Consider the following 18,710-nt stretch of genomic DNA (forward strand, 5'->3'; position numbering starts at 1 on the left):
TCATCCACTGCTCTTTCACTTACCAATCTACGGCCTATAAATTACCGTGCCGTCCGGTGTCTTCGAGATTTCCTCACGCATTTTTTTCAACTGTTCCATCGGGTCGGACGGAATCAATTTCCCCAATAAATTCCCCAGTCCCAAGGTTTTCAGCAAGCTCTCCTGAAGATTGACAACAACCGATGTGACGGAGCTGTTAGTCGGGCAAACCTGATTTAATGGCACTTTTTTGGTAAGTGCTTCGTCAATCAATACCAATCCGAGTTCTTTGGTAATCACGCCACCGGATGCTTGCACCTGCTGACAAACGGTTTGCACCACTTGATCAACCGCTCCGGTTGTTCCGCTGACAACAGGTTCTAGCTGCTCGAGGACAGGTTCAAGCGGCTTTAGCACCGGCTCTAACGGCTTCAGAACTTGCCCAAGCGGCTTGGTTACCGGTTCAAGCACCCCAACCACGGGGTCAAGTACCGGCTTCAATGGGTCAAGTACTGGGTCGAGCACCGGTTTCAACGGGTCCAACACCGGGTCAAGCACCCCCATTACAGGGTCAAGCGGCTTGCTGACTCCGCCAATCACCTCATCAAGCGGGTTGGGAATCAATCCAACCGGGCCTGATAATTCTTCGGAGGCATTCCCTTCCTCACATGTTAGCGGAAGATGCCCCGCCGAGATTCTCGCAATCTCTTTTTTCAGCTGTTCAATCGGGAGTCCCGCCAAATCTTGCAGGATTTTTACCTGTCCCGGCTTTTTCGGTCCTACACTACCGGATACGGTATTTAATGTTAATTTGTCGATTACGCTGTTGTCCGATTTCATATAATGGGCAACCATGACGACATTTTCCATCCCCAACGCAGGGACTGTTTCCGTTGCTTTTACACAGGCTCCCTTAAACGAAATCGCCGATGCATCCACCGTCATCCCATAAACCGTTACTGGCCCTTTTGCATTTAACGTAATACTGACAGGACCTTTATCGGAATGAACCTGCTTCGTCAATTTCATTCCATAGATGGTGGCCGAATTATATTGGAACCGGAGCATCGGCTTTCCATCGTTTTTCGAAGTTTCCCTCGTGACCAATGAAGCTGTCATTCCCGAACCAACAACCCGGTCCGCCTCAATAATAAACCCCTCTGTATCTACTTCTTCGGCGTTCACACCCTCGCTAAATATAACTGCTGAGGATACCAGAAGCGCAAGACTGCAACAAATCAAAATGAATTTTCGTTTCCACCACATAGACTACTCTCCTTTAGAAGGTGTGTACTGACTCTTCTATCGGGTTGGTACGGGTGGATTTCGCCTTAGCCGGCCCCAACTGCCAGGCCGTAAGCAGCGAACCGCCGATAATACCCAAAATCGTTCCGAAGAGGAAACCGCCCAATGCCCCAATCACTGAAAGAATCGAGAGAAAAATCGTCATAATTCCGAGAATCCGTGAAGCATTTGGAAAAATAAACGCAAGTATCCCAATCAAGATAATCATTCCGCCGAAAAATAAGCCTATGATAGCAATCGACCCCGGCAGGAAGGTGCTTAGATAAAGGTTTAATGGAATCCATAAAATCATCAGGCCGCTTATGACGGTCAAGAGCGCGCCCCAAAGTGGCCGCTTTTTCCGCCATGTTTTTAACCCCATCTAACTCGCCCCCTTATTTCTTTATTCGTTCGACAGTCAACTTCATTCCGTTCATATTAATTGTTTTTTGGAATAGGTAATGCGTTTTCAGTTTCGCATTTTCCAAAACAATCGTTGACGATGTTTGCTGGAATTGCTTTTGCCAATCGCTGCTATTATTTTCCTCCAACACCAGATTTTCAAACTTGGCATTGGCCTCGATTAGGCCAGCGTCATGCTGCAGCCCGCTAATTTGCACTGGCTTGGAAGCGGTAATTTTAACGCGAATCCACTCGCCCCCGACTTGAAAGTCCTTATATAGCTGCAAATTATCAATGGTCAAGGTTTCAATAATATTGGTTCCCTGCGGGGCAGAATCGGAGCTGCTCGTTTTTCCCATCTTCGGATAGAAGGTATAGCCTTTTCCTACTAATTTATCAAACTCAACATAAAAATCCCCTACCCCTGCAATTGGGACAGCATAGGCTACCCCCGAAACGCCGAATGATACCAAAAGCAGACCCAGGGCTAAAAATCCTGAGGCCAGGGCTGACCAAAATACCTTTTTACTCGTAGTGCCCTCCAATGGTTGAACTGGATTCTCCATCATACTCCCCCTCCTAATCTGAAAATTAAAAAGATTCACGATACGGTATAGTACTATTATAGGGCTTTGATGAAAAATTTTCCAATATGTCTGTAGTAGTAAAAAAACAGACCAACATATGACAAGGGTACTATATTTTTATTGCCGCGGTTCATAAGCTCGAAGCCAAAAACAAAACGGATGCCGCTCGCTGTTAAGGCCTTAAGGAATAAGCACATATCCCAATATTGCGGTAAACGTGATTAAACGTTAAAATTTAGCTATAAGCTTGTAACGGAGGTAGCTTCTATGTGGAATGAATTTAAGCAATTTGCGATGAAAGGGAATGTCATCGACCTCGCTGTCGGGGTTGTGATTGGTGCCGCGTTCGGTAAAATCGTCTCCTCGCTAGTTGATAATATCATTATGCCAATCATTGTTTTAATAACAGGAAAGGTGAATGTCGAGGACCTGGCCTTTAAAAGCATTAAATATGGTGCCTTTCTACAAAATGTCATCGACTTCTTCATTATCGCCTTCACTATTTTTCTATTTGTAAAGTTTCTGAACCGCTTTAAAAAGAAGAAAGAAGAAGTGAAAGTGGAAGTAAAGGCCGACCGCACCGAAGAACTGTTGGCTGAAATCCGGGATCTGTTAAAAGAAGATAAAGATTTTTTACGAAAAAATGAAACTCACTGATGACTTGTACGTATAATTTAAGTGTAAGATACCATTTATGAGGTGAAGAGAATTGTATACTCAAACATCATCTACTGAATTTATGCCTTCAGTATTGCGGACATTTGCCTTATCGCTTGCCGTCGCCTTCCTGGGCACGATGGCCGGAGTTTATGTCCCGCCGGCATTATTTATGCCGCTGGCAATTTTGGAATTGGTTATGATTATTGCGGCCGTGTTTTTTAGACGAAAAAAAGCCATTTCGTATTCTTTTCTTTATATTTTTACGTTTATCTCCGGTATAACGTTATATCCGATTGTCGCCTATTACGCATCAACTGCCGGGGCAAATGTTGTTGTCATGGCCTTTGCGACGACCACGATTGTTTTCTCGGGCGTTGCTGTCTACGCGGCCAAATCAAAACGCAACTTCTCGTTCCTGGGCGGATTCCTGCTCGCTGCGCTTCTCGCGTTAGTGGCAATCGGAATCTTTAATATTTTCTTCCCGTTAAGCTCAACGGGCATGCTTGCCTACTCCTTTATCGGCGTGATGGTATTCAGCGGCTACGTGCTCTTTGATATCAGTAGAATGAAGCATTATGGCGTACGGGCGGAAGATGTGCCATGGATGGCCTTAAGCCTGTATTTGGACTTTGTTAACCTATTCATCAGCATATTGCGTATTTTTGGGATTTTGAATAGCAGAGACTAATAATGTAAAAGGAGCATGGGGCAAATCCCCATGCTCCTATTTATTTTCAATTAGCTCCAGACCGCGTTGAATAAGTTGTTTGATTGACGGACTCCAGACCGGTCGTTCTAGTGCCTTTACTAGCCCCGAAATGTTGGGATTGTTTTCCTCGAATTGTTGATAGAGTTCAAGTATTTCAAGCCTTAGCAGCCAATCGCTAGGGTATTTTTCATCCAGGGTGGCGGCTATCTTCCCTACTTCCGCAGGATTCCATTCGTTTTGTTCGCGAATCGTGCGAACTGCACTATACAGGTTTTCAAGTTCACTCTCATTTTCCCTTGCCCCTTGCTCCTCTATTTCCGGGACCGGCTGCATATCAAAATAAGAATACGGATCCGCGGCACCGGCAAAAACGGAGGTAATTGAGGCCCCGACTGCCATGTCATAGGTGCCCCAATCAGGCTGAAACAGAATTTGATCCTTATAGGATACGGTGCAATCCTGAAACGAGATTAGAATGGGGCTACCATTGACAAGATGAAGCTTTTTAACGATTCCGTCCACTTTGATACCGCTTTCAAAATTTAAGCTCGTTTTACGATTTTCGGTGATTCCTAAATCGTGTAATTGTTTTTCGGTGCAATCCTCGAGTGCTTGCCGTCCTTCTAATCGTCCGATTGGTGTCCCAAAGCCCTTCCGATGGGTTTCAGTGCCGTGTCCGGCTAACTGATTGTCATCATAGGATAAGGCTGTAGGTCCCTTAGTCCGAAAATAGATGGCTTCCCCGGCTTCATCCTTACTAATTTCTCCCACTATTCCAGTTACCTGTAGTCCGGAACAAAAAACAACTGTGGCGGTGCTCTCTGTTCTTAATGCGTTTTCAAGACTTTCGGTCCCGCCTTTACGGAAAGCCATCGTCCCCGCAAAATCATCAATCTTGGCGACTAATTCCTCAAAGTTTTTGCAGACGAATAACTGCGGCTGCGGCTTGGTTACATCATATGGAGTGTTGATACATTCTTCAACCGAAAAAGGTATTTTTCTTACCTCTCGGGCTAAGCAGCTTTGGCTTTCACCGACGGAGGACAGCAGTCCGGCCCCATAGATTTTGGGGTTATCAAGCTCACCGATTAACCCGTATTCAACCGTCCACCAAAATAGCCGGGAAACCTTGTCCGCTTCGGTTAATCCCTTGACCTTTTTTCGGGCCTCCGCTACCAGATTTTCCGCCTCTTTTACTTGTTCAGGCGTTGATTGGGGATCCTCGGCAACAATGGTTAAATTCCGCACCGCCTTGAATACATCAAGCTTTTCCTTGCTCGAAAGCGCCTTTGCACCCATTTCTCCAATTTTACGGACAAACTCGCGGTAGGATTTATCTAATAGTATCGGTGCATGCCCTGCCGCTTCATGGATAATGTCCGGCGCCGGCGTATAGGCGATATTTTCAATTTTTCTAATTTCGGTCGCAATAGGCAGGAGCCCGTTTTGAAGAAAACCATAGAAGGCTGCCCCTGGAATCAGGCCGTCAATCGTCACAGCCCCCCAACCAACCTTTGCCAGACTCTCATTCATTTCCTCAACTTTTGGGATTGATTCAATATTGATACCCGAGTTTTTCAGGCCATTTACATAGGCCGAATGAGCAATATTTTTCAAGTAATAATGATTTTGCCGCATCACAAACCGCCACACCGCGTGATTAATAGGTGTATACTGTTGGTAATACTGCTTCGAAATGAACTGTTGCAAGTGGGCAGGAATCTTTTTGGTCACCGCAATCTTCCCCTTTTTCTAAAAATTGTTATCTATAAAATAGTATTCTATTTTGTGGTGGGAAAGTCCTTTCATCTTAGCGCTCCATTGTTTTTGGATATAAACCTTTTAAAAACACAGTTACCCCAATTTTTTTGCAGACTGTGACATAATGCATCAGTGTCAACAGCACAGTCCCTGTGTTCATTCCGATAATGACACCGTTCATGCGCCACTCCGGCATCGATCCAAGCCATAGGACAATCCCAAAGCTAATGACCGTGGACCAAATAATATGGAAAAAGGCTTCTTTGATCATATCGAGGCCAATCATGAACCCCTGCAGTGGCATCACGAAATAATGAAACAGGAAAAAGGGCCAAAGCAGCTGCAAATAGACGGCGGATGTCGATGATTTAAAAAATAGCGACGTCAATTGCGGCGCAAAAATATAAAAAATAGTCACAGCAGCAACGCCGTATCCAACGGTTAACAGCATCGACTGCTGAAGCATTTTTTGCAGTGAAACATAATCCCGCTCGGAATAGGTTTTTGAGACGGCAGGAATCAGCACAATCAACAGGGAGTGGGCGATAAAGGCAGGAAAAAAGCCAATCGACATCGCCACGCCCATCAGCATGCCGAATTGTTCCGTGGCAATCGTCCCGGTCAACCCGGCATGAACCAAGGCGGCCTTAATAATAAAAGGTTGAATCGCACCCGTCAATGCAGAAAACAGGCGCATTCCTGTTGTCGGAATCGAAACGGCCATTAAATTTTTTCGGACAATTTTTCGATTTAAATTCGAAAAAGGCTGTCTTCTTATCGTTTGAAATTGAACGATGAACATGAGAATCAAATAAAGGAACACCACGATTTCACTGGCAATCAGAACGGAAATAGACACTAGAAGGGAGGATTCCGAGTCAAAATCAAAAAACCGGAACAGCACAAACAGTCCTGCAAGCTGAACCATCTTTCTTAAAAAATTGGACACGGCAATTTTCCCCATTTGCTGGCGCCCCATAAAGTACCCCCTGGCAACGGAGGTAAAAGAAATAACCGGAATCAACAACAACACGAGCCATCTGATATACGGATGATAGCCATTAAATACGGAAATAAACGGGAGCAGCGCCGCCCCGACCAATAGAAGAATAACTGTGAAGGTAATTGTCACGGTAATGGCATGGTGGAGAATATTGCGGTGATAGCGATCCTCCCGCTCGGCAATGAATTTGGAAATCGACACTGGCAGTTCGAAGCTCGCCAGCAGGGCAATTAAAAAAATCGTAGGCAGTATTGTCATATAAAGCCCCAGCCCGTGTGAACCAAGTTCCCGAGCCAGAATCATGTTAACCAAAATCTCGATTCCTTCACCCAAAAAGGCAGTCGCTGCCAGAAAGATAATCCCCTTGTAGTAAATAGCCATGGTCCCTGTCCCCTTTCTTTTATAAGAATATGAGACAAGTTCGTTGTTTAGTAGAGGAAGATTTTTTGAAATTAAAAAAAGGCTGATTTTACAGCCCTTTTAAAAATTATTTCGTCAACGAATGCTTAAACGCATAAATAACCGCCTGGGTGCGGTCCTGAACGTCCAATTTGCTCAAGATATTGCTGACATGGGTTTTGACGGTTTTTAAAGCAATAAATAATTCGTCAGCGATTTCCTGATTGGTTTTTCCTTCGGTCATCAACAGCAATATTTCGAGTTCGCGGCTGGTGAGGTCTTCATGTGGCAGATGCTGTGTTTTTTGACGCATTTTTAACATCATTTTCCCCGTAACCTCTGGCTCGAGAACCGATTGGCCGTTAAAGGTATCACGGACTGCTTTGGCGATTTCGCTCGCCTTGGACGTTTTCAGCATATAGCTGGTTGCTCCCGCCTCGAGTGCCGGATACACCTTTTCATCATCGAGGAAGCTTGTGACAATGATGATTTTTGCTTCCGGCCATTTCTCAATAATTTGCCGGGTCGCTTCAATCCCATCCATTTCCTTCATGACCAAATCCATTAAAATGATGTCTGGACGGAGCTCAAGCGCCAGTTCAACTCCCTTTTTGCCGTCAGCCGCCTCCCCGACCACTTCAATATCGGGCTGTGCCGACAAATACGCGGATACGCCGATTCGCACCATTTCATGATCATCGACAAACACTACTCTAATCATCTGCAACCTCTCCACTCTCTACTACCGGGACCTTCACTTCCAGCCTCGTCCCTTTATTTTTTACACTGATTACCTTTAATGTGCCTCCAACCTCAACGGCCCGTTCATGCATGTTCTGCATCCCGTAGGAGCCGGCTTTGGCTTCTTCCACTTCAAAGCCTACCCCGTCATCGACGATTCGCATAATAATCAGATCGTCCCGCTTAATTAACAGCACCTCTAACATGCTTGCTTTCGAGTGCCGAAGCGTGTTAGAGATGGACTCCTGGAGAATCCGGAACAAATGGTCCTCGACCCCTTTATCAAGCGGAAACTCTTCTACTTTCCATTTTATATCCATTGTTACCTTTTGAGATAATTCAATTAACAGCTCCTCGATTCCTTCCTGGAGAGATTTATTCTTTAATGCGACCGGCCGCAGGTGCAACAATAGTGCTCGCATTTCCAGCTGTGATTGGTGAATCATTTCTTCAACCATTTTCAACTGTTTCGTTTCAAAATTTTCCTCGGACAATTCACGCGTTTCATTGATTGCCGACATCATCATCGAGGCCGCAAACAATTGCTGGCTGACCGAGTCATGCAATTCGCGGGCAAGCCGGTTTCTCTCCTGTTCAATGAGTTCCTGTATTCGTGATTCCTGATCCTCCACTTTTTCCGTCGCCAATCGCTGTGACAGCTTCGCCTGCTCAGCAATCTGCTTGCCGAGTTTTTCAATTCGTACAGCAATCGTCTGCATTTCGGTGACGGGAGGATTTATTTTAAAATCGACATGCTTTCCTTCCTCGAGCTGATGCAGCGAGTTTTCAATGAACCGAAACTGCTTTCTCCAGTAAAACCCGGATAAAGCACCGAGAAGAATTCCCATCGCAATGCTAAACGCCGGAATGAACAAGGCGATCGGAATATCCATAAAATGCCGTGTCCACAATTCGGACCAGCTATTCAAGGGGAACACATACGTAAAAACTCCGGTTACCACGATGGCAATCAATACGGACAACCCAATACTCCAGACAATTTGACGCCCCGCTGCACTCATATCCGGGTCACCTCTAAATTCCCGACGATGAGCGAAGTAACAATTTTCACCTTTTGCTCGGCCTGTTCATACCCAGGTGTTCTTAATTGAAACGATTGATTAAACATTCTTGGTTCTTGGTTTTCAAACACCATGGCTGAACCAACCAGACAGGAATGCTGAACGCTCGCTTCATATTCATAAGGAACTAATATTTGCACATTACCGATCAGGTTGCGGATAAAAATGACCGTTTCACCCTTTGGCAGCATCGTATAGCTAAGATCAATAATCGTGTCGCCGATTCCCGCCTGGATGTTGACATCGTTCCATTCGTAAACCCCGGGCGGTGTCTTTTGCTGGCCAAGAAATATATTTTCAAATAATGGCTTCGTTTTGACCAGGGTTTCCTGCTTAGGCGTATCCCCGAGCTTGCTAAGATTAACTGTCATTTTCTGAGGCTGTTTTTTCGAATTCAGATATTGTATAAAAAAGTGCAGTAAAATCGCCAATAATAAAAATCGGAACGTCATCATGCTAAAGACATTAACAACTAGGAAAGCAATTCCCCCAAAAAATAAGAGTTTGCTGAGCTTTTTTTCTGGTTTCCGGCGACCAAGATAAATCATTCCACCCGCGATAAAAAGGGAGAAAATAAGCCCCTCGTTGAAAAAAAGCAGCTCCAATAACAGTACAGCAAAACCGATAAAAACCAGCCATCCGGTATAATCATTTCTATTATTTTTAAACATTGGCTCACCCTCCCTTTTTACCGTTTTTGTTTATCGGGAAAAGAGGCGCTCCTACTCCTCGCGCCTCTTTAAGAATACCATTTTTTCAATATTAAATGGACTTGCTTTCTTCCGATTTTGCACTTTTTTCTAATTCGGCAATTCTAGCATCAATCGTGCTGCGGTAATAGTTGCTGTTCACTTGATTCTCCAAGTTGTCTAAATAGCTTTCAATTTCATTAAACCGCGAGTATGGTTTATCGGAATAAGCATTGGAGTCAAGCACTTGGTTCATGCGCAGGTTGGCGCGGGTCACATTTTCGCGCCCCATTAACTCCATCCGTCTGAGGTGCATATCTTTGAGCTTATGCTTCATTTCCTCATACTTTCTTTCCAATTCGCCACACTGGGCTTTCACTTGTTCAAGTGATGCGCCAAGGCGCTGGACACGGCTGGCAAATTGTTGATGCTCTACTTCTGCAAATTGGTAAAGCTCGATTTCGCCCGCTTTTTGAGCAATCTCAGCTTGATACTTGCGTTTTTCCGCTAATTCCAAGGCCTGCTGATATTCCCGAGCAAATTCATCCTTTAATTTGTACTGGCGCTCTAGCAGCTTGCGTACCTTTTCTGTTTCCTGCTCGGACTCGCGAAGATATTGATTAAGCAGCGCAATTGGATTTTGCTTCTCCTTTTGGTCAAGTGCATCATGTAAATCAGCTAACACCGTGTTTTTAATTCTTGAAAATATGTTTGTCATGTTCATTCTCTCCTTTTAATTTAAAATAAGTTTTTTTAATTAGTAATGTTTCATTTCATTCCACTGCTTTTCAAAGTTGGCAAATGGATCGGATTCTTCTTTGATAACGGTAGATTTGGTTCCATTCCACTTTTTGTAAACGAGGTAAAGGACATATGCTGCAGCGATACCGATGATAGCCGGTGTATTATGAATGGAAGCCATCAGGACGACAAAACCGATAATGCCAAGCCCTACCTTTGCCCAAGTTGAATCGGCCTTGACGAACTGTTTGAAGATGAAATATAGCAGCACCAGGCTGACAGCCAATCCAACTAGCGGACCAATCGTTGATAACAATATGACCGCTGCGATACCTCCCGCTAACAATAAACCAAATTTTTTCATTTTGTTATTCACTCCCTTTCTCTTTCTTGATTTCATCTTACCTTTTTTCCACGCTTCCCATAATTGCTCCTGAGCTTGATTTTTGACTCGGTCTCAAGACGTAGAAAAGGTCAGTCCCTTAAGCCTAAGCTTAAAAAACTGACCTTTTTTCCGTTATTTTGAGATAAACATCTGCACCCAGTAGTGCCCATAGGATCCGCCTTTGGCATAGCCGACACCAATACGGGTATTCTTGCTTAGGATATTGGCGCGATGACCGGAGCTGTTCATCCAGGATTGGACAACCGCTGCCGGTGTAGTCTGCCCGGCAGCGATATTCTCCGCCGCGGAACGATAGCTGATGCCAAACGCCTTGATCATGTCAAATGGGCTGCCGTAGGTAGGGCTTGTATGGCTGAAATAGTTTTTATCACGCATGTCCATTGCCTTATAGCGGGCAACCCGTGACAGTTCCCAATCTGCCGTCATCGGCGGCAGGCCGTTTTTCGCCCGCTCCTGATTGGTTAGTTGAATGACCTGACTTTCAATCGATTTTGTCCCGCTGATATCGGGGATCGTCACTTTTTGACCCGGATATATCAGGTTGGGATTTTTAAACTGGGGGTTGGCCGAAATAATTTCCGAGAGTCCAACCTGGTACCTGACGGCAATTTTCCAAAGCGAGTCACCCGGCTGGACTGTATAAATTTGCTGGGCAAACGAAACGCTTGGAATGCAGAACAGAGCCAATAAAAACATGAAACCGAACCAAAATGTTTTTTTCATTTTTTCGCCTCCTCCGAATATATATTTTTGATTTCTGCCCCAAAATATACAGGTCCAAAAAATAATTCTTTATACCTAGTATAACCACTTATTTATTACGGCTTTTCCAGGCAGTAGGCAAGATTCATCCCCTTCCCGCATATATCTTTAAAAAGGCAGTCATAAGGGGGATTGCGGGTGGCACTTTGGTGGATAATGACTTTCGGTATGGTGCTTTGCCTTGGGATAGTCGGAGGCACGATGGTACATTTCTTAAGAAACGCACTCGATTCAGATGATGCTAAGCGGATTGATAAATTACCTGTTGATAAGGACCCGAAATAGGGTTCTTTTTTTGATTTACATAAACTTTTAATTTTAGGAAAAATTAGACAAGAGATAATTTTGATTTTTGGAGGGTTTTTATGACGTCCGAGAAAATTCCCAAACTGCCAAAGCCGTACTGGCGTGATCTTGAATTGCCTTCTTTTGAAAAATTAACCGAGAATTTGTCCGTCGATGTCGCCATTGTCGGCGCCGGTATCACGGGAATTACTGCAGCTTATTTGCTTTCCAAAGAAGGCGTTAAAGTGGCGATTATCGAAGCAGGAAGCGTTCTCAATGGCACCACCGGGCATACGACCGCGAAACTAACGGCCCAGCATGATATTATCTACGATGAATTAATTAATCATTTCGGCGAAGACAAGGCGAAACAATATTATCTGTCGACTTCGAGCGCAATTGATTTTGTGGAAAACAAGATCAATGAACTAGGGATTGACTGCGATTTCAGCAAGGAGGATGCCTATGTCTATGCTACAACAGACCAAACCAAGAGTAAGTTGCAAACCGAATATGAAGCATACCAACGACTGGGGATACCCGGGGCACTAAAGGATACGATTCCATTCAATGTTCAGGTGAAGGGCGCTTTGGCTATGCATAATCAAGCCCAGTATCACCCGCTGAAATTTTTGCGGGGGCTTTTAGATGAAGCGGTTAAGTCCGGCTGCAAGGTTTATGAGAATACGACAGCCTGGGACATCGAAGAGGCTGAAACGGATCAGCCCGTTGTTGTAACGAAGGGCGGCAAGCGGGTAACCTGCAAGCATGTCATTATGGCTTCCCACTACCCGTTTTATGATAAACCAGGACTTTATTTCGCCAGAATGTATCCGAGCAGATCCTATGCCATCGGGATTAAAACGGACAAGGAGTATCCTGGGGGCATGTATATCAGCGCCGATAACCCGCCGCGTTCGATTCGCTCCACTCCGCTGGAAGGCGGCGAAAAATTGATTATTATTGGCGGCGAAAAGCATAAAACCGGGCAGGGCGAAGATATGATGAAGCATTTTGAAGCCCTCGAGCAGTTTGCCGAAGAGGTTTTTGGGATAAAAGAATATGCCTATCGCTGGTCGGCCCAAGATTTGATTACCTTGGACAACGTTCCGTATATCGGCCCTATCACCCAAGATCGGGAAAATGTGCTATTGGCAACTGGATTTAAAAAGTGGGGCATGACGACTGGCATTCTCGCGGGGCATATTTTGACCGATTATGCACTTGGCCGCGACAACCCTTATAAGGAGTTGTATTCACCGCACCGCTTCCAGGCTGATCCGGATTTGAAAAAGGTCATCACGGCAAATTTGGATGTCGCCAAGCATCTCATTAAAGGTAAGATTGAATTTGTTCCGAAAGATCCCGATGAACTGGTTGCCGGTGAAGGCTGTGCCGTTACGTATAATGGCAAGCGGGCTGGTGCCTACAAGGATGAAAGCGGCAAAATGTATATTGTCGACACGACCTGCACCCATCTCGGCTGTGAATGTGAGTGGAACCACGCCGAGAAAACATGGGACTGCCCGTGCCACGGCTCCCGCTATTCCTATACCGGCGAAGTCATCGAAGGTCCCGCCGTCCAGGGGCTTGATTTATTGGAGGAAGCATAGGGGAAACCAGCAATATGAATCGATTTTGAGTATATATCTACAATTTTTTAAGGATATCTACAAAATTTCAAAGATATCTACAATTTTTAGGATATATCTACAATTTTTCAATGGATATCTACAAAATTTCAAGGATATCTACAATTCAATCCTAAGGTGCCGCGTTAAAGCGAAAAAATCCAGCGCACAAAAAACAACGCCTCCCACTCAAGCAAATGGGAGGCGTTATTCATTATGTTATCTAGGGTTTCCGTGCGGACGGTTTCGTTTTAACGCTTCGCCGGTTTCGAATTCAACCAGCTCAGAGCTTGTTTTCATTGCTTTCTTACGATTGTTATTGCGCTGTGCATTTGCGTTACCAAGCTTCGTTCTACCCATATCTTTCAACTCCTTTTTAAAAAGAAAGTCATTGTTAGTATGAGTGGAAACTAACGGTCCTATTCTGCCCTTAGAACGGGTGCTTTTCTATATTTTGTCAGCTGTTCAAAGCCATAAGCCGCTTCAATCAACACCTGCTCACTATATGCTGTTCCCGCAAACGTCAGTCCAACCGGCTCGCCGGCTTCCGTATACCCCGCTGGCACCGCAATTGACGGGTAGCCGGCCTTGGCGCTGATTTGCGATCCCTCATCCGCCGGAAACAAAATCACATCCAGGTTGTATTTTTCTAGAGCAAAATCAATTCCTTGCTCCCGCGAATGGTACAAGTCAAATTCAAGCGTATCTATATAGGCGGCCTCAGTTAACGAACCGCTTGTTTCTTCCGATTCCAGCAGTACGGTCTGTCCGTATTTCAGCATTTTCTCTTCATCCTGATTGTTAAACGCAATGACATCGCTCAAACTACGCACCTTGACCGAAGGGTCCAAACCATTTAAATAGGCATTCAAATCCGGTTTGAACTCATACGTTAACACATCATATTTCCACATCGCCTTAGCAGAAGGAATCTTAATATCCTCCACTATTTCGGCATCGGATGTTTTGAGCGCCTCGATGGCAGCATGGAACACTTTTTTCTTTTCATCTGTTAAAAATTCGATAAATCCGTCCACAGCAATGCCGATTCTTTTTCCCTTCAGGCCATCTTCCACCAAGGACCTAGAAAAATCAATACCATCAAGCGGATTGGTTAGGGTAATCGGATCCTTTTCGTCCCGTCCACATAGGGCAGTAAGTAAAATCGCGGCATCTGTAACGGTCCTAGCCATTGGTCCAGCTGTATCTTGGGAGTGCGCAATCGGAATAATCCCACTGCGGCTAATAAGGCCGACCGTGGGCTTAATACCGACAATTGAATTTTTGCATGATGGATTTAAAATCGATCCGGATGTTTCCGTTCCTACAGATGCTGCCGCAAAACTGCAAGCTATAGCAGCACCTGAGCCTGAACTGGAGCCGCCGACATCGAATGAACCGGGACCGTATGGATTTAACACCTGACCGCCGCGCGAACTGTAGCCATTTTTCATCTTGTAGGTCATGAAATTTGCCCATTCTGTCATGTTTGTTTTTCCAAGAATCACCGCACCAGCCTTGCGCAATTGTTCGGCCACATAAGAATCCTTTAGTGCGATCGAGTCTTTTAGCGCCAGCGACCCGGCACTTGTATGCATTTTGTCATGGGTATCAATATTGTCCTTAATTAAGATCGGGACTCCATGCAGCGGCCCCCGCGGACTTTTCACCTTACGCTCCATATCAAGCGCCTCGGCTATATGTAAAGCATCAGGATTGATCTCGAGAACTGAATTAATTTCTTTATCATAAACCGATATTCGCATTAGATATAAGAGGACCAATTCCTTGGATGTCAGCACGCCGCTTTCAAGTTTTTCACGTATTTGAGCGATTGAGGCATCCTCTAGCCACTCATCATAATACTTTCTCAATTTTGGATTTTCCATTGTATTTCCCCTCCGTTTCTCCCTTTTATTATTCAAGGAAAATAACGCAAATCCTTTTTTAAAAATAAATGAAAACTCGTCGATTGGCGAGTCCGTAGGACGATGACAGAGGCGTAGTTGAATTTATGCGACATAGGAAAGTATGAAATTTGGTAAAAATTTTATACTTTCCTATTAGCTAAAAAAGGCCGCCACGGGTATGGGGCCCTTGGCTGCCTTAGCGGCGCAGCTTTTGTTCTTCAGCTGCGATTTTTCCTTTATAAAAAATTCGTTTATGGAGTGGTACGTTTAACTCTCGACAAAATTGTTTCAGCTCACGCTCTTCCCGGTCCGTTACTAGCGAAATCACCGTACCAGCAGCTCCCATCCGGCCGGTTCTGCCTGCGCGGTGGATATACTGAGTGATATCCTTGGGCAGATCGATTTGCACCACATGGGTAACCCCCTGAATATCGAGACCACGTGCCGCAACGTCGGTGGCAATTAGCATTTTAAGCTTGCCGTCGCGGAATGACTTTAACACTGCCTGACGATCCAATTTTTTCATTTCGCTATGTAAGACTCCAGCCGACAACGCTTTGTAATCGAACTTTTCCTTCATAACCTGCAGCTCGCCAATATCATTAATGAATGCGAGTGATTTGCTGCCCTCCAACCGGGCGACTTTTTCCAGCAACTCGACTTTTTCGCGGCGTTCGCAAGAAAAATAAAGATGCTCAACCTCTCCGGATGATGCAGCTTCATCTTTGGCGACTTTAATAATTTCAGGTTCACCCGTCAATTCCCTGGCTGATTTCTCCGTTGCCGGCTTCAAGGTGGCGGAAAATAATGCAACTTGGCGGTCGGACATCGTTGATTTGACGATGTTCTGAACCGAGGACAAGTGCTCTGATGCCAAAAGCTGATCGCCTTCATCGAGCACCACGAGCTTGACTTCGTGCATTTTTACCTTTTTCTGTTTGATTAGCTCAAGCAGCCTTCCTGGTGTAGCAAAAATGACATGGGGCCGCTTTTTTAATTTTTCCAGCTGCCGCTTCAGATTGGCCCCGCCGATGATGGAAGTGCCCCTGATGCTGCTTCCCTCAGACCACTTTTGAAATTCCTGATATATTTGCATTACCAATTCCTGTGACGACGCCAGCACAACAGCCTGCAGCGATTGCAGGTCGGCATCGATTTTATCGAGCAGCGGCAGTAAATAGGCAAGCGTTTTGCCTGTTCCTGTCGGCGATTCTGCAATAACGTCCTTCCCTTCAAGGATGAGAGGAATGGCTTCCCCCTGAATGGCTGTTGGTTCTTGGAAACCAGACTTCTTCCATGCCTCTTGTAAAAATGGCTGTAAATTGTTTAACATGTATGACTCCCTTTTCTTTTTTCATGTTGTTTTGATACTAACTTAATTATGTTGCAGTGTCTAGTTTAAGCGGAAGTTCAGAAATAGAGAAGAATCCATGCCATATGATAAACAAGGACCGAGAAGTATAGGACACAGGCGGAAACCAGCAAGGTGCGAAGTCTTCCTTGTAAAGGACGCATGAAATATAGACCTATTAACATAATAGGCAGAAGGATTTTGATACCATAAAAATAGGTCCAGCTTTTGTCCGTAACGGCACGCATTAGAGGATTGGCTTCCTCAATAATGCCTGAAATAATCCCAAAATGAGTCAGGACCGCATCCAATATGCCGGCAATTAGCAAAAATAAACAAAGTCTCATTCCGATCCCTCTTTATATTTTCATTGTTTCTATTAATACCTATGCTGATACATTCATTTCCATAATACCACAAACGAGAACAATTAGTTCATTATAAAGAACAACAATAACAAAAAAAAATGAAGTTTTCACGACTTGTCACAGTTAATTTGACATCTTTGTGAACATTGCGGCAAATTGATATGAACAAGAAGAAATGGTGATAAAATAGTGACTACATCAATTTAACAACATAATGGAGTTGAAAATAATGTTAAAGAAAATCTCCTTTATCATACCTACCCTATTTTTTCTATTAGGAACGAATGTATTTGCTCATTCACATTTAAAGGATTCCAATCCTAAAAGCGGTGAAGTAGTGACTGAAGCACTTGAAAACATTACCCTTTCCTATGAAACAAAGGTCGAGTCCACAAGCACCTTTACTTTAACGGACCAAAACGGCACTAATATTCCACTGTCACAAGTTTCCGTAAACAATAGTCAATTAGTCGGAATGCTGAAGGATGGACTGGCCGACGGCGGTTATACTATTCATTGGAAGATTATCGGAGCCGATGGCCATCCGTTGGAGGGGGATGTCCCGTTCTCCGTCCAAATGCCGGAAAACCAGGCTGCTGAGGGAACAGTTACAGTTGCGTCAAACACCCCCTCAACAAGCAAGGACACAACCCGGGAAACTGAAAATGTTAAAGCAGCCGATAAAAATCAGGCACAAACCGCGGCAGTCCTCACCCAAAAAGCTGAGCCTGAAGAAGCAACATTTAAAGACTACATGATTCCAGTGGCAGCCGGATTATTGATCGTTATTGGCGCCGGAAGCTACTGGTTATTCTACAGAAGGAAGCATGTCTAGATGTTATGGTTAAATGTTGTAAGTGAAGCCCTGCTTTATCTTTGTTTTTCCATTTTACTGGGTAGTTTCATTTTGCATTTAATCCCGGAAACCGCTCGTCCTGGAATCCAAATATCAAAAAGTACTCTATTGATGGCAACTCTTGGAGTTGCTTTTCTTTCCTTTGTTCCGGTGTTAAAACTCATTTTGTATTTATCCCCTGATATGGGTATTGGGTTGACCGTTCAATCGGTTTTGCTAAATTTTGAAGTTGGAAAGTCCTGGGTTAAAACATGGATCGTGTCGCTGATCTTATTCATTTACCTTGTGCCCATCAAACTGGAGCGGAAACCGTTCTTTTCGCTGGCCGGGCTAGTCCTTATTGTGGTCTTAATTATTCTGCAAGGCTGGTCGAGCCATGCCAGTTCCTTGACAGGCTGGCAGGGGGCATTGACCCATACCACGCATTTTCTGGCAATCACAACATGGATAGGTATTCTCATTGTTATTAGCTGGTTTTCTACGAACCATGACAACTGGAAGCAATTTTTAAAGTGGTTTACACCGGTTGCTATTTCATGTTTAGCGCTGGTAGCCCTGACTGGATTCGACCTTATGGGCTATATGATTAGCGAGGATAACTATGTAAACAGTTGGACCCTGTCCTATGGTCAGGCACTGCTGCTAAAGCACCTTGCTATCATTCCACTATTGGCATTTGCATTTATTAATAGTATTTTAATCCTGAAAAAAGTCTCGGATGATCCGGCGTTTAATCCGCTCCCTTGGGCAAGACTCGAGAGTATGATCGTATTATTGATTTTTGTGGTTACCGGTGCGCTCGGACAAGAAGCCCCGCCGCATAATATTGAAACAACGATTAAAGAAACAGGTGTTTCGCCGCTATTCAGCTTTTTTCACGAAGGCGAGCCAGTGATTCCATTGGCATTTTCACCAGGTATTCTGTCAATCGTACTTTTTTTGTCAGCAGTCCTTTTCCTGGTCATGTTAATCCTAACCTTTATTAAAAAGGCGCCAAAAGTCATGGCACTTGTCATGGGCATCTTATTTATATTGACTGGCTACTTGGCGTTAATGCTAAGCGTGCAATAAAAAAAGCGTATACCCTCTTTGGGTTTACGCTTT

The 18,710-nt window shown here is 44.5% G+C and carries 21 protein-coding genes; 6 read left to right on the forward strand and 15 right to left on the reverse strand.

What is annotated here, in order from left to right:
- Positions 1 to 27: 27 nt before the first annotated feature.
- From AR334_RS04955 to AR334_RS04965, 3 genes are read right to left on the reverse strand one after another with little or no spacing between them, the layout of a single operon-like run.
- Positions 28 to 1,245: a hypothetical protein gene (locus tag AR334_RS04955; protein WP_066306123.1), complete on the reverse strand. Its 1,218-nt coding sequence runs from the start codon at positions 1,243 to 1,245 to the stop codon at positions 28 to 30.
- A 13-nt stretch (positions 1,246 to 1,258) separates the two neighbouring features.
- Positions 1,259 to 1,645, reverse strand: a complete 387-nt coding sequence (locus AR334_RS04960; RefSeq protein ID WP_066306125.1) for a DUF6114 domain-containing protein — start codon at positions 1,643 to 1,645, stop codon at positions 1,259 to 1,261.
- 13 nt (positions 1,646 to 1,658) lie between these two features.
- Entirely contained in the window at positions 1,659 to 2,234 is a 576-nt protein-coding gene (locus AR334_RS04965) for a DUF6230 family protein (protein ID WP_066306132.1), read from the reverse strand.
- 285 nt (positions 2,235 to 2,519) lie between these two features.
- Between AR334_RS04965 and mscL the strand changes: the two genes are divergently transcribed.
- Both mscL and AR334_RS04975 read left to right on the forward strand, forming a co-directional pair.
- Positions 2,520 to 2,909, forward strand: coding sequence for a large-conductance mechanosensitive channel protein MscL (mscL, locus tag AR334_RS04970; RefSeq protein ID WP_066306135.1), 390 nt, complete (start codon positions 2,520 to 2,522; stop codon positions 2,907 to 2,909).
- Between the two features lie 52 nt (positions 2,910 to 2,961).
- Positions 2,962 to 3,600 carry a Bax inhibitor-1/YccA family protein gene (locus AR334_RS04975; RefSeq protein WP_066306140.1) on the forward strand — a complete coding sequence of 213 codons (639 nt, stop codon included), beginning with the start codon at positions 2,962 to 2,964 and terminating at the stop codon, positions 3,598 to 3,600.
- A gap of 36 nt (positions 3,601 to 3,636) precedes the next feature.
- On the opposite strand, the gene AR334_RS04980 is transcribed toward AR334_RS04975, so the two are convergent.
- The 8 genes from AR334_RS04980 to safA form a co-directional block, all read right to left on the reverse strand.
- Complete coding sequence (locus AR334_RS04980) at positions 3,637 to 5,355, reverse strand: aromatic amino acid hydroxylase (RefSeq protein WP_066306142.1); 1,719 nt, start codon at positions 5,353 to 5,355, stop codon at positions 3,637 to 3,639.
- A gap of 76 nt (positions 5,356 to 5,431) precedes the next feature.
- Positions 5,432 to 6,766, reverse strand: coding sequence for a polysaccharide biosynthesis protein (locus AR334_RS04985; protein WP_066306152.1), 1,335 nt, complete (start codon positions 6,764 to 6,766; stop codon positions 5,432 to 5,434).
- Positions 6,767 to 6,872: 106 nt separating this feature from the next.
- Positions 6,873 to 7,505 carry a response regulator transcription factor gene (locus AR334_RS04990; protein WP_066306161.1) on the reverse strand — a complete coding sequence of 211 codons (633 nt, stop codon included), beginning with the start codon at positions 7,503 to 7,505 and terminating at the stop codon, positions 6,873 to 6,875.
- Positions 7,498 to 8,547, reverse strand: a complete 1,050-nt coding sequence (locus AR334_RS04995; protein ID WP_066306164.1) for a sensor histidine kinase — start codon at positions 8,545 to 8,547, stop codon at positions 7,498 to 7,500. The genes AR334_RS04990 and AR334_RS04995 overlap by 8 nt, the downstream gene beginning before the upstream one ends.
- Positions 8,544 to 9,278: a cell wall-active antibiotics response protein LiaF gene (gene liaF, locus AR334_RS05000; protein ID WP_066306167.1), complete on the reverse strand. Its 735-nt coding sequence runs from the start codon at positions 9,276 to 9,278 to the stop codon at positions 8,544 to 8,546. The genes AR334_RS04995 and liaF overlap by 4 nt, the downstream gene beginning before the upstream one ends.
- A 91-nt stretch (positions 9,279 to 9,369) precedes the next feature.
- The gene (locus AR334_RS05005; RefSeq protein WP_066306169.1) at positions 9,370 to 10,014 is read right to left on the reverse strand and encodes a PspA/IM30 family protein; all 645 of its coding nucleotides are present in this window, start codon (positions 10,012 to 10,014) and stop codon (positions 9,370 to 9,372) included.
- A gap of 39 nt (positions 10,015 to 10,053) precedes the next feature.
- Positions 10,054 to 10,401: a flagellar basal body rod protein gene (locus tag AR334_RS05010; protein ID WP_066306174.1), complete on the reverse strand. Its 348-nt coding sequence runs from the start codon at positions 10,399 to 10,401 to the stop codon at positions 10,054 to 10,056.
- Positions 10,402 to 10,554: 153 nt separating this feature from the next.
- On the reverse strand, positions 10,555 to 11,166 hold the full coding sequence (gene safA, locus AR334_RS05015; protein WP_066306180.1) for a SafA/ExsA family spore coat assembly protein: 612 nt from the start codon (positions 11,164 to 11,166) through the stop codon (positions 10,555 to 10,557).
- Between the two features lie 177 nt (positions 11,167 to 11,343).
- On the opposite strand from safA, the gene AR334_RS29385 reads away from it, so the two are divergent.
- Together AR334_RS29385 and AR334_RS05020 are read left to right on the forward strand one after the other, a co-directional pair.
- Complete coding sequence (locus AR334_RS29385) at positions 11,344 to 11,490, forward strand: hypothetical protein (RefSeq protein WP_156431180.1); 147 nt, start codon at positions 11,344 to 11,346, stop codon at positions 11,488 to 11,490.
- A gap of 80 nt (positions 11,491 to 11,570) precedes the next feature.
- Positions 11,571 to 13,103: an FAD-dependent oxidoreductase gene (locus tag AR334_RS05020; RefSeq protein WP_066306183.1), complete on the forward strand. Its 1,533-nt coding sequence runs from the start codon at positions 11,571 to 11,573 to the stop codon at positions 13,101 to 13,103.
- Positions 13,104 to 13,340: 237 nt separating this feature from the next.
- Here the strand turns inward: AR334_RS05020 and AR334_RS29850 are convergent, their stop codons facing one another.
- The 4 genes from AR334_RS29850 to AR334_RS05035 all read right to left on the reverse strand — a co-directional run bounded on the left by AR334_RS29850 (position 13,341) and on the right by AR334_RS05035 (position 16,729).
- Positions 13,341 to 13,481: a hypothetical protein gene (locus tag AR334_RS29850; RefSeq protein WP_172799159.1), complete on the reverse strand. Its 141-nt coding sequence runs from the start codon at positions 13,479 to 13,481 to the stop codon at positions 13,341 to 13,343.
- A gap of 59 nt (positions 13,482 to 13,540) precedes the next feature.
- Positions 13,541 to 15,010, reverse strand: coding sequence for an amidase family protein (locus AR334_RS05025; protein WP_066306187.1), 1,470 nt, complete (start codon positions 15,008 to 15,010; stop codon positions 13,541 to 13,543).
- Between the two features lie 217 nt (positions 15,011 to 15,227).
- Positions 15,228 to 16,364: a DEAD/DEAH box helicase gene (locus AR334_RS05030; protein ID WP_066306189.1), complete on the reverse strand. Its 1,137-nt coding sequence runs from the start codon at positions 16,362 to 16,364 to the stop codon at positions 15,228 to 15,230.
- A gap of 77 nt (positions 16,365 to 16,441) precedes the next feature.
- Complete coding sequence (locus AR334_RS05035; RefSeq protein WP_066306192.1) at positions 16,442 to 16,729, reverse strand: DUF5658 family protein; 288 nt, start codon at positions 16,727 to 16,729, stop codon at positions 16,442 to 16,444.
- A gap of 250 nt (positions 16,730 to 16,979) precedes the next feature.
- Between AR334_RS05035 and AR334_RS05040 the strand changes: the two genes are divergently transcribed.
- Both AR334_RS05040 and AR334_RS05045 read left to right on the forward strand, forming a co-directional pair.
- Positions 16,980 to 17,585, forward strand: coding sequence for a copper resistance protein CopC (locus AR334_RS05040; RefSeq protein ID WP_066306197.1), 606 nt, complete (start codon positions 16,980 to 16,982; stop codon positions 17,583 to 17,585).
- On the forward strand, positions 17,586 to 18,677 hold the full coding sequence (locus tag AR334_RS05045; protein ID WP_066306200.1) for a copper resistance D family protein: 1,092 nt from the start codon (positions 17,586 to 17,588) through the stop codon (positions 18,675 to 18,677).
- Positions 18,678 to 18,710 lie beyond the last annotated feature (33 nt).

The organism is Bacillus sp. FJAT-29814 (assembly GCF_001510715.1).
GTDB lineage: Bacteria > Bacillota > Bacilli > Bacillales > Cytobacillaceae > Neobacillus.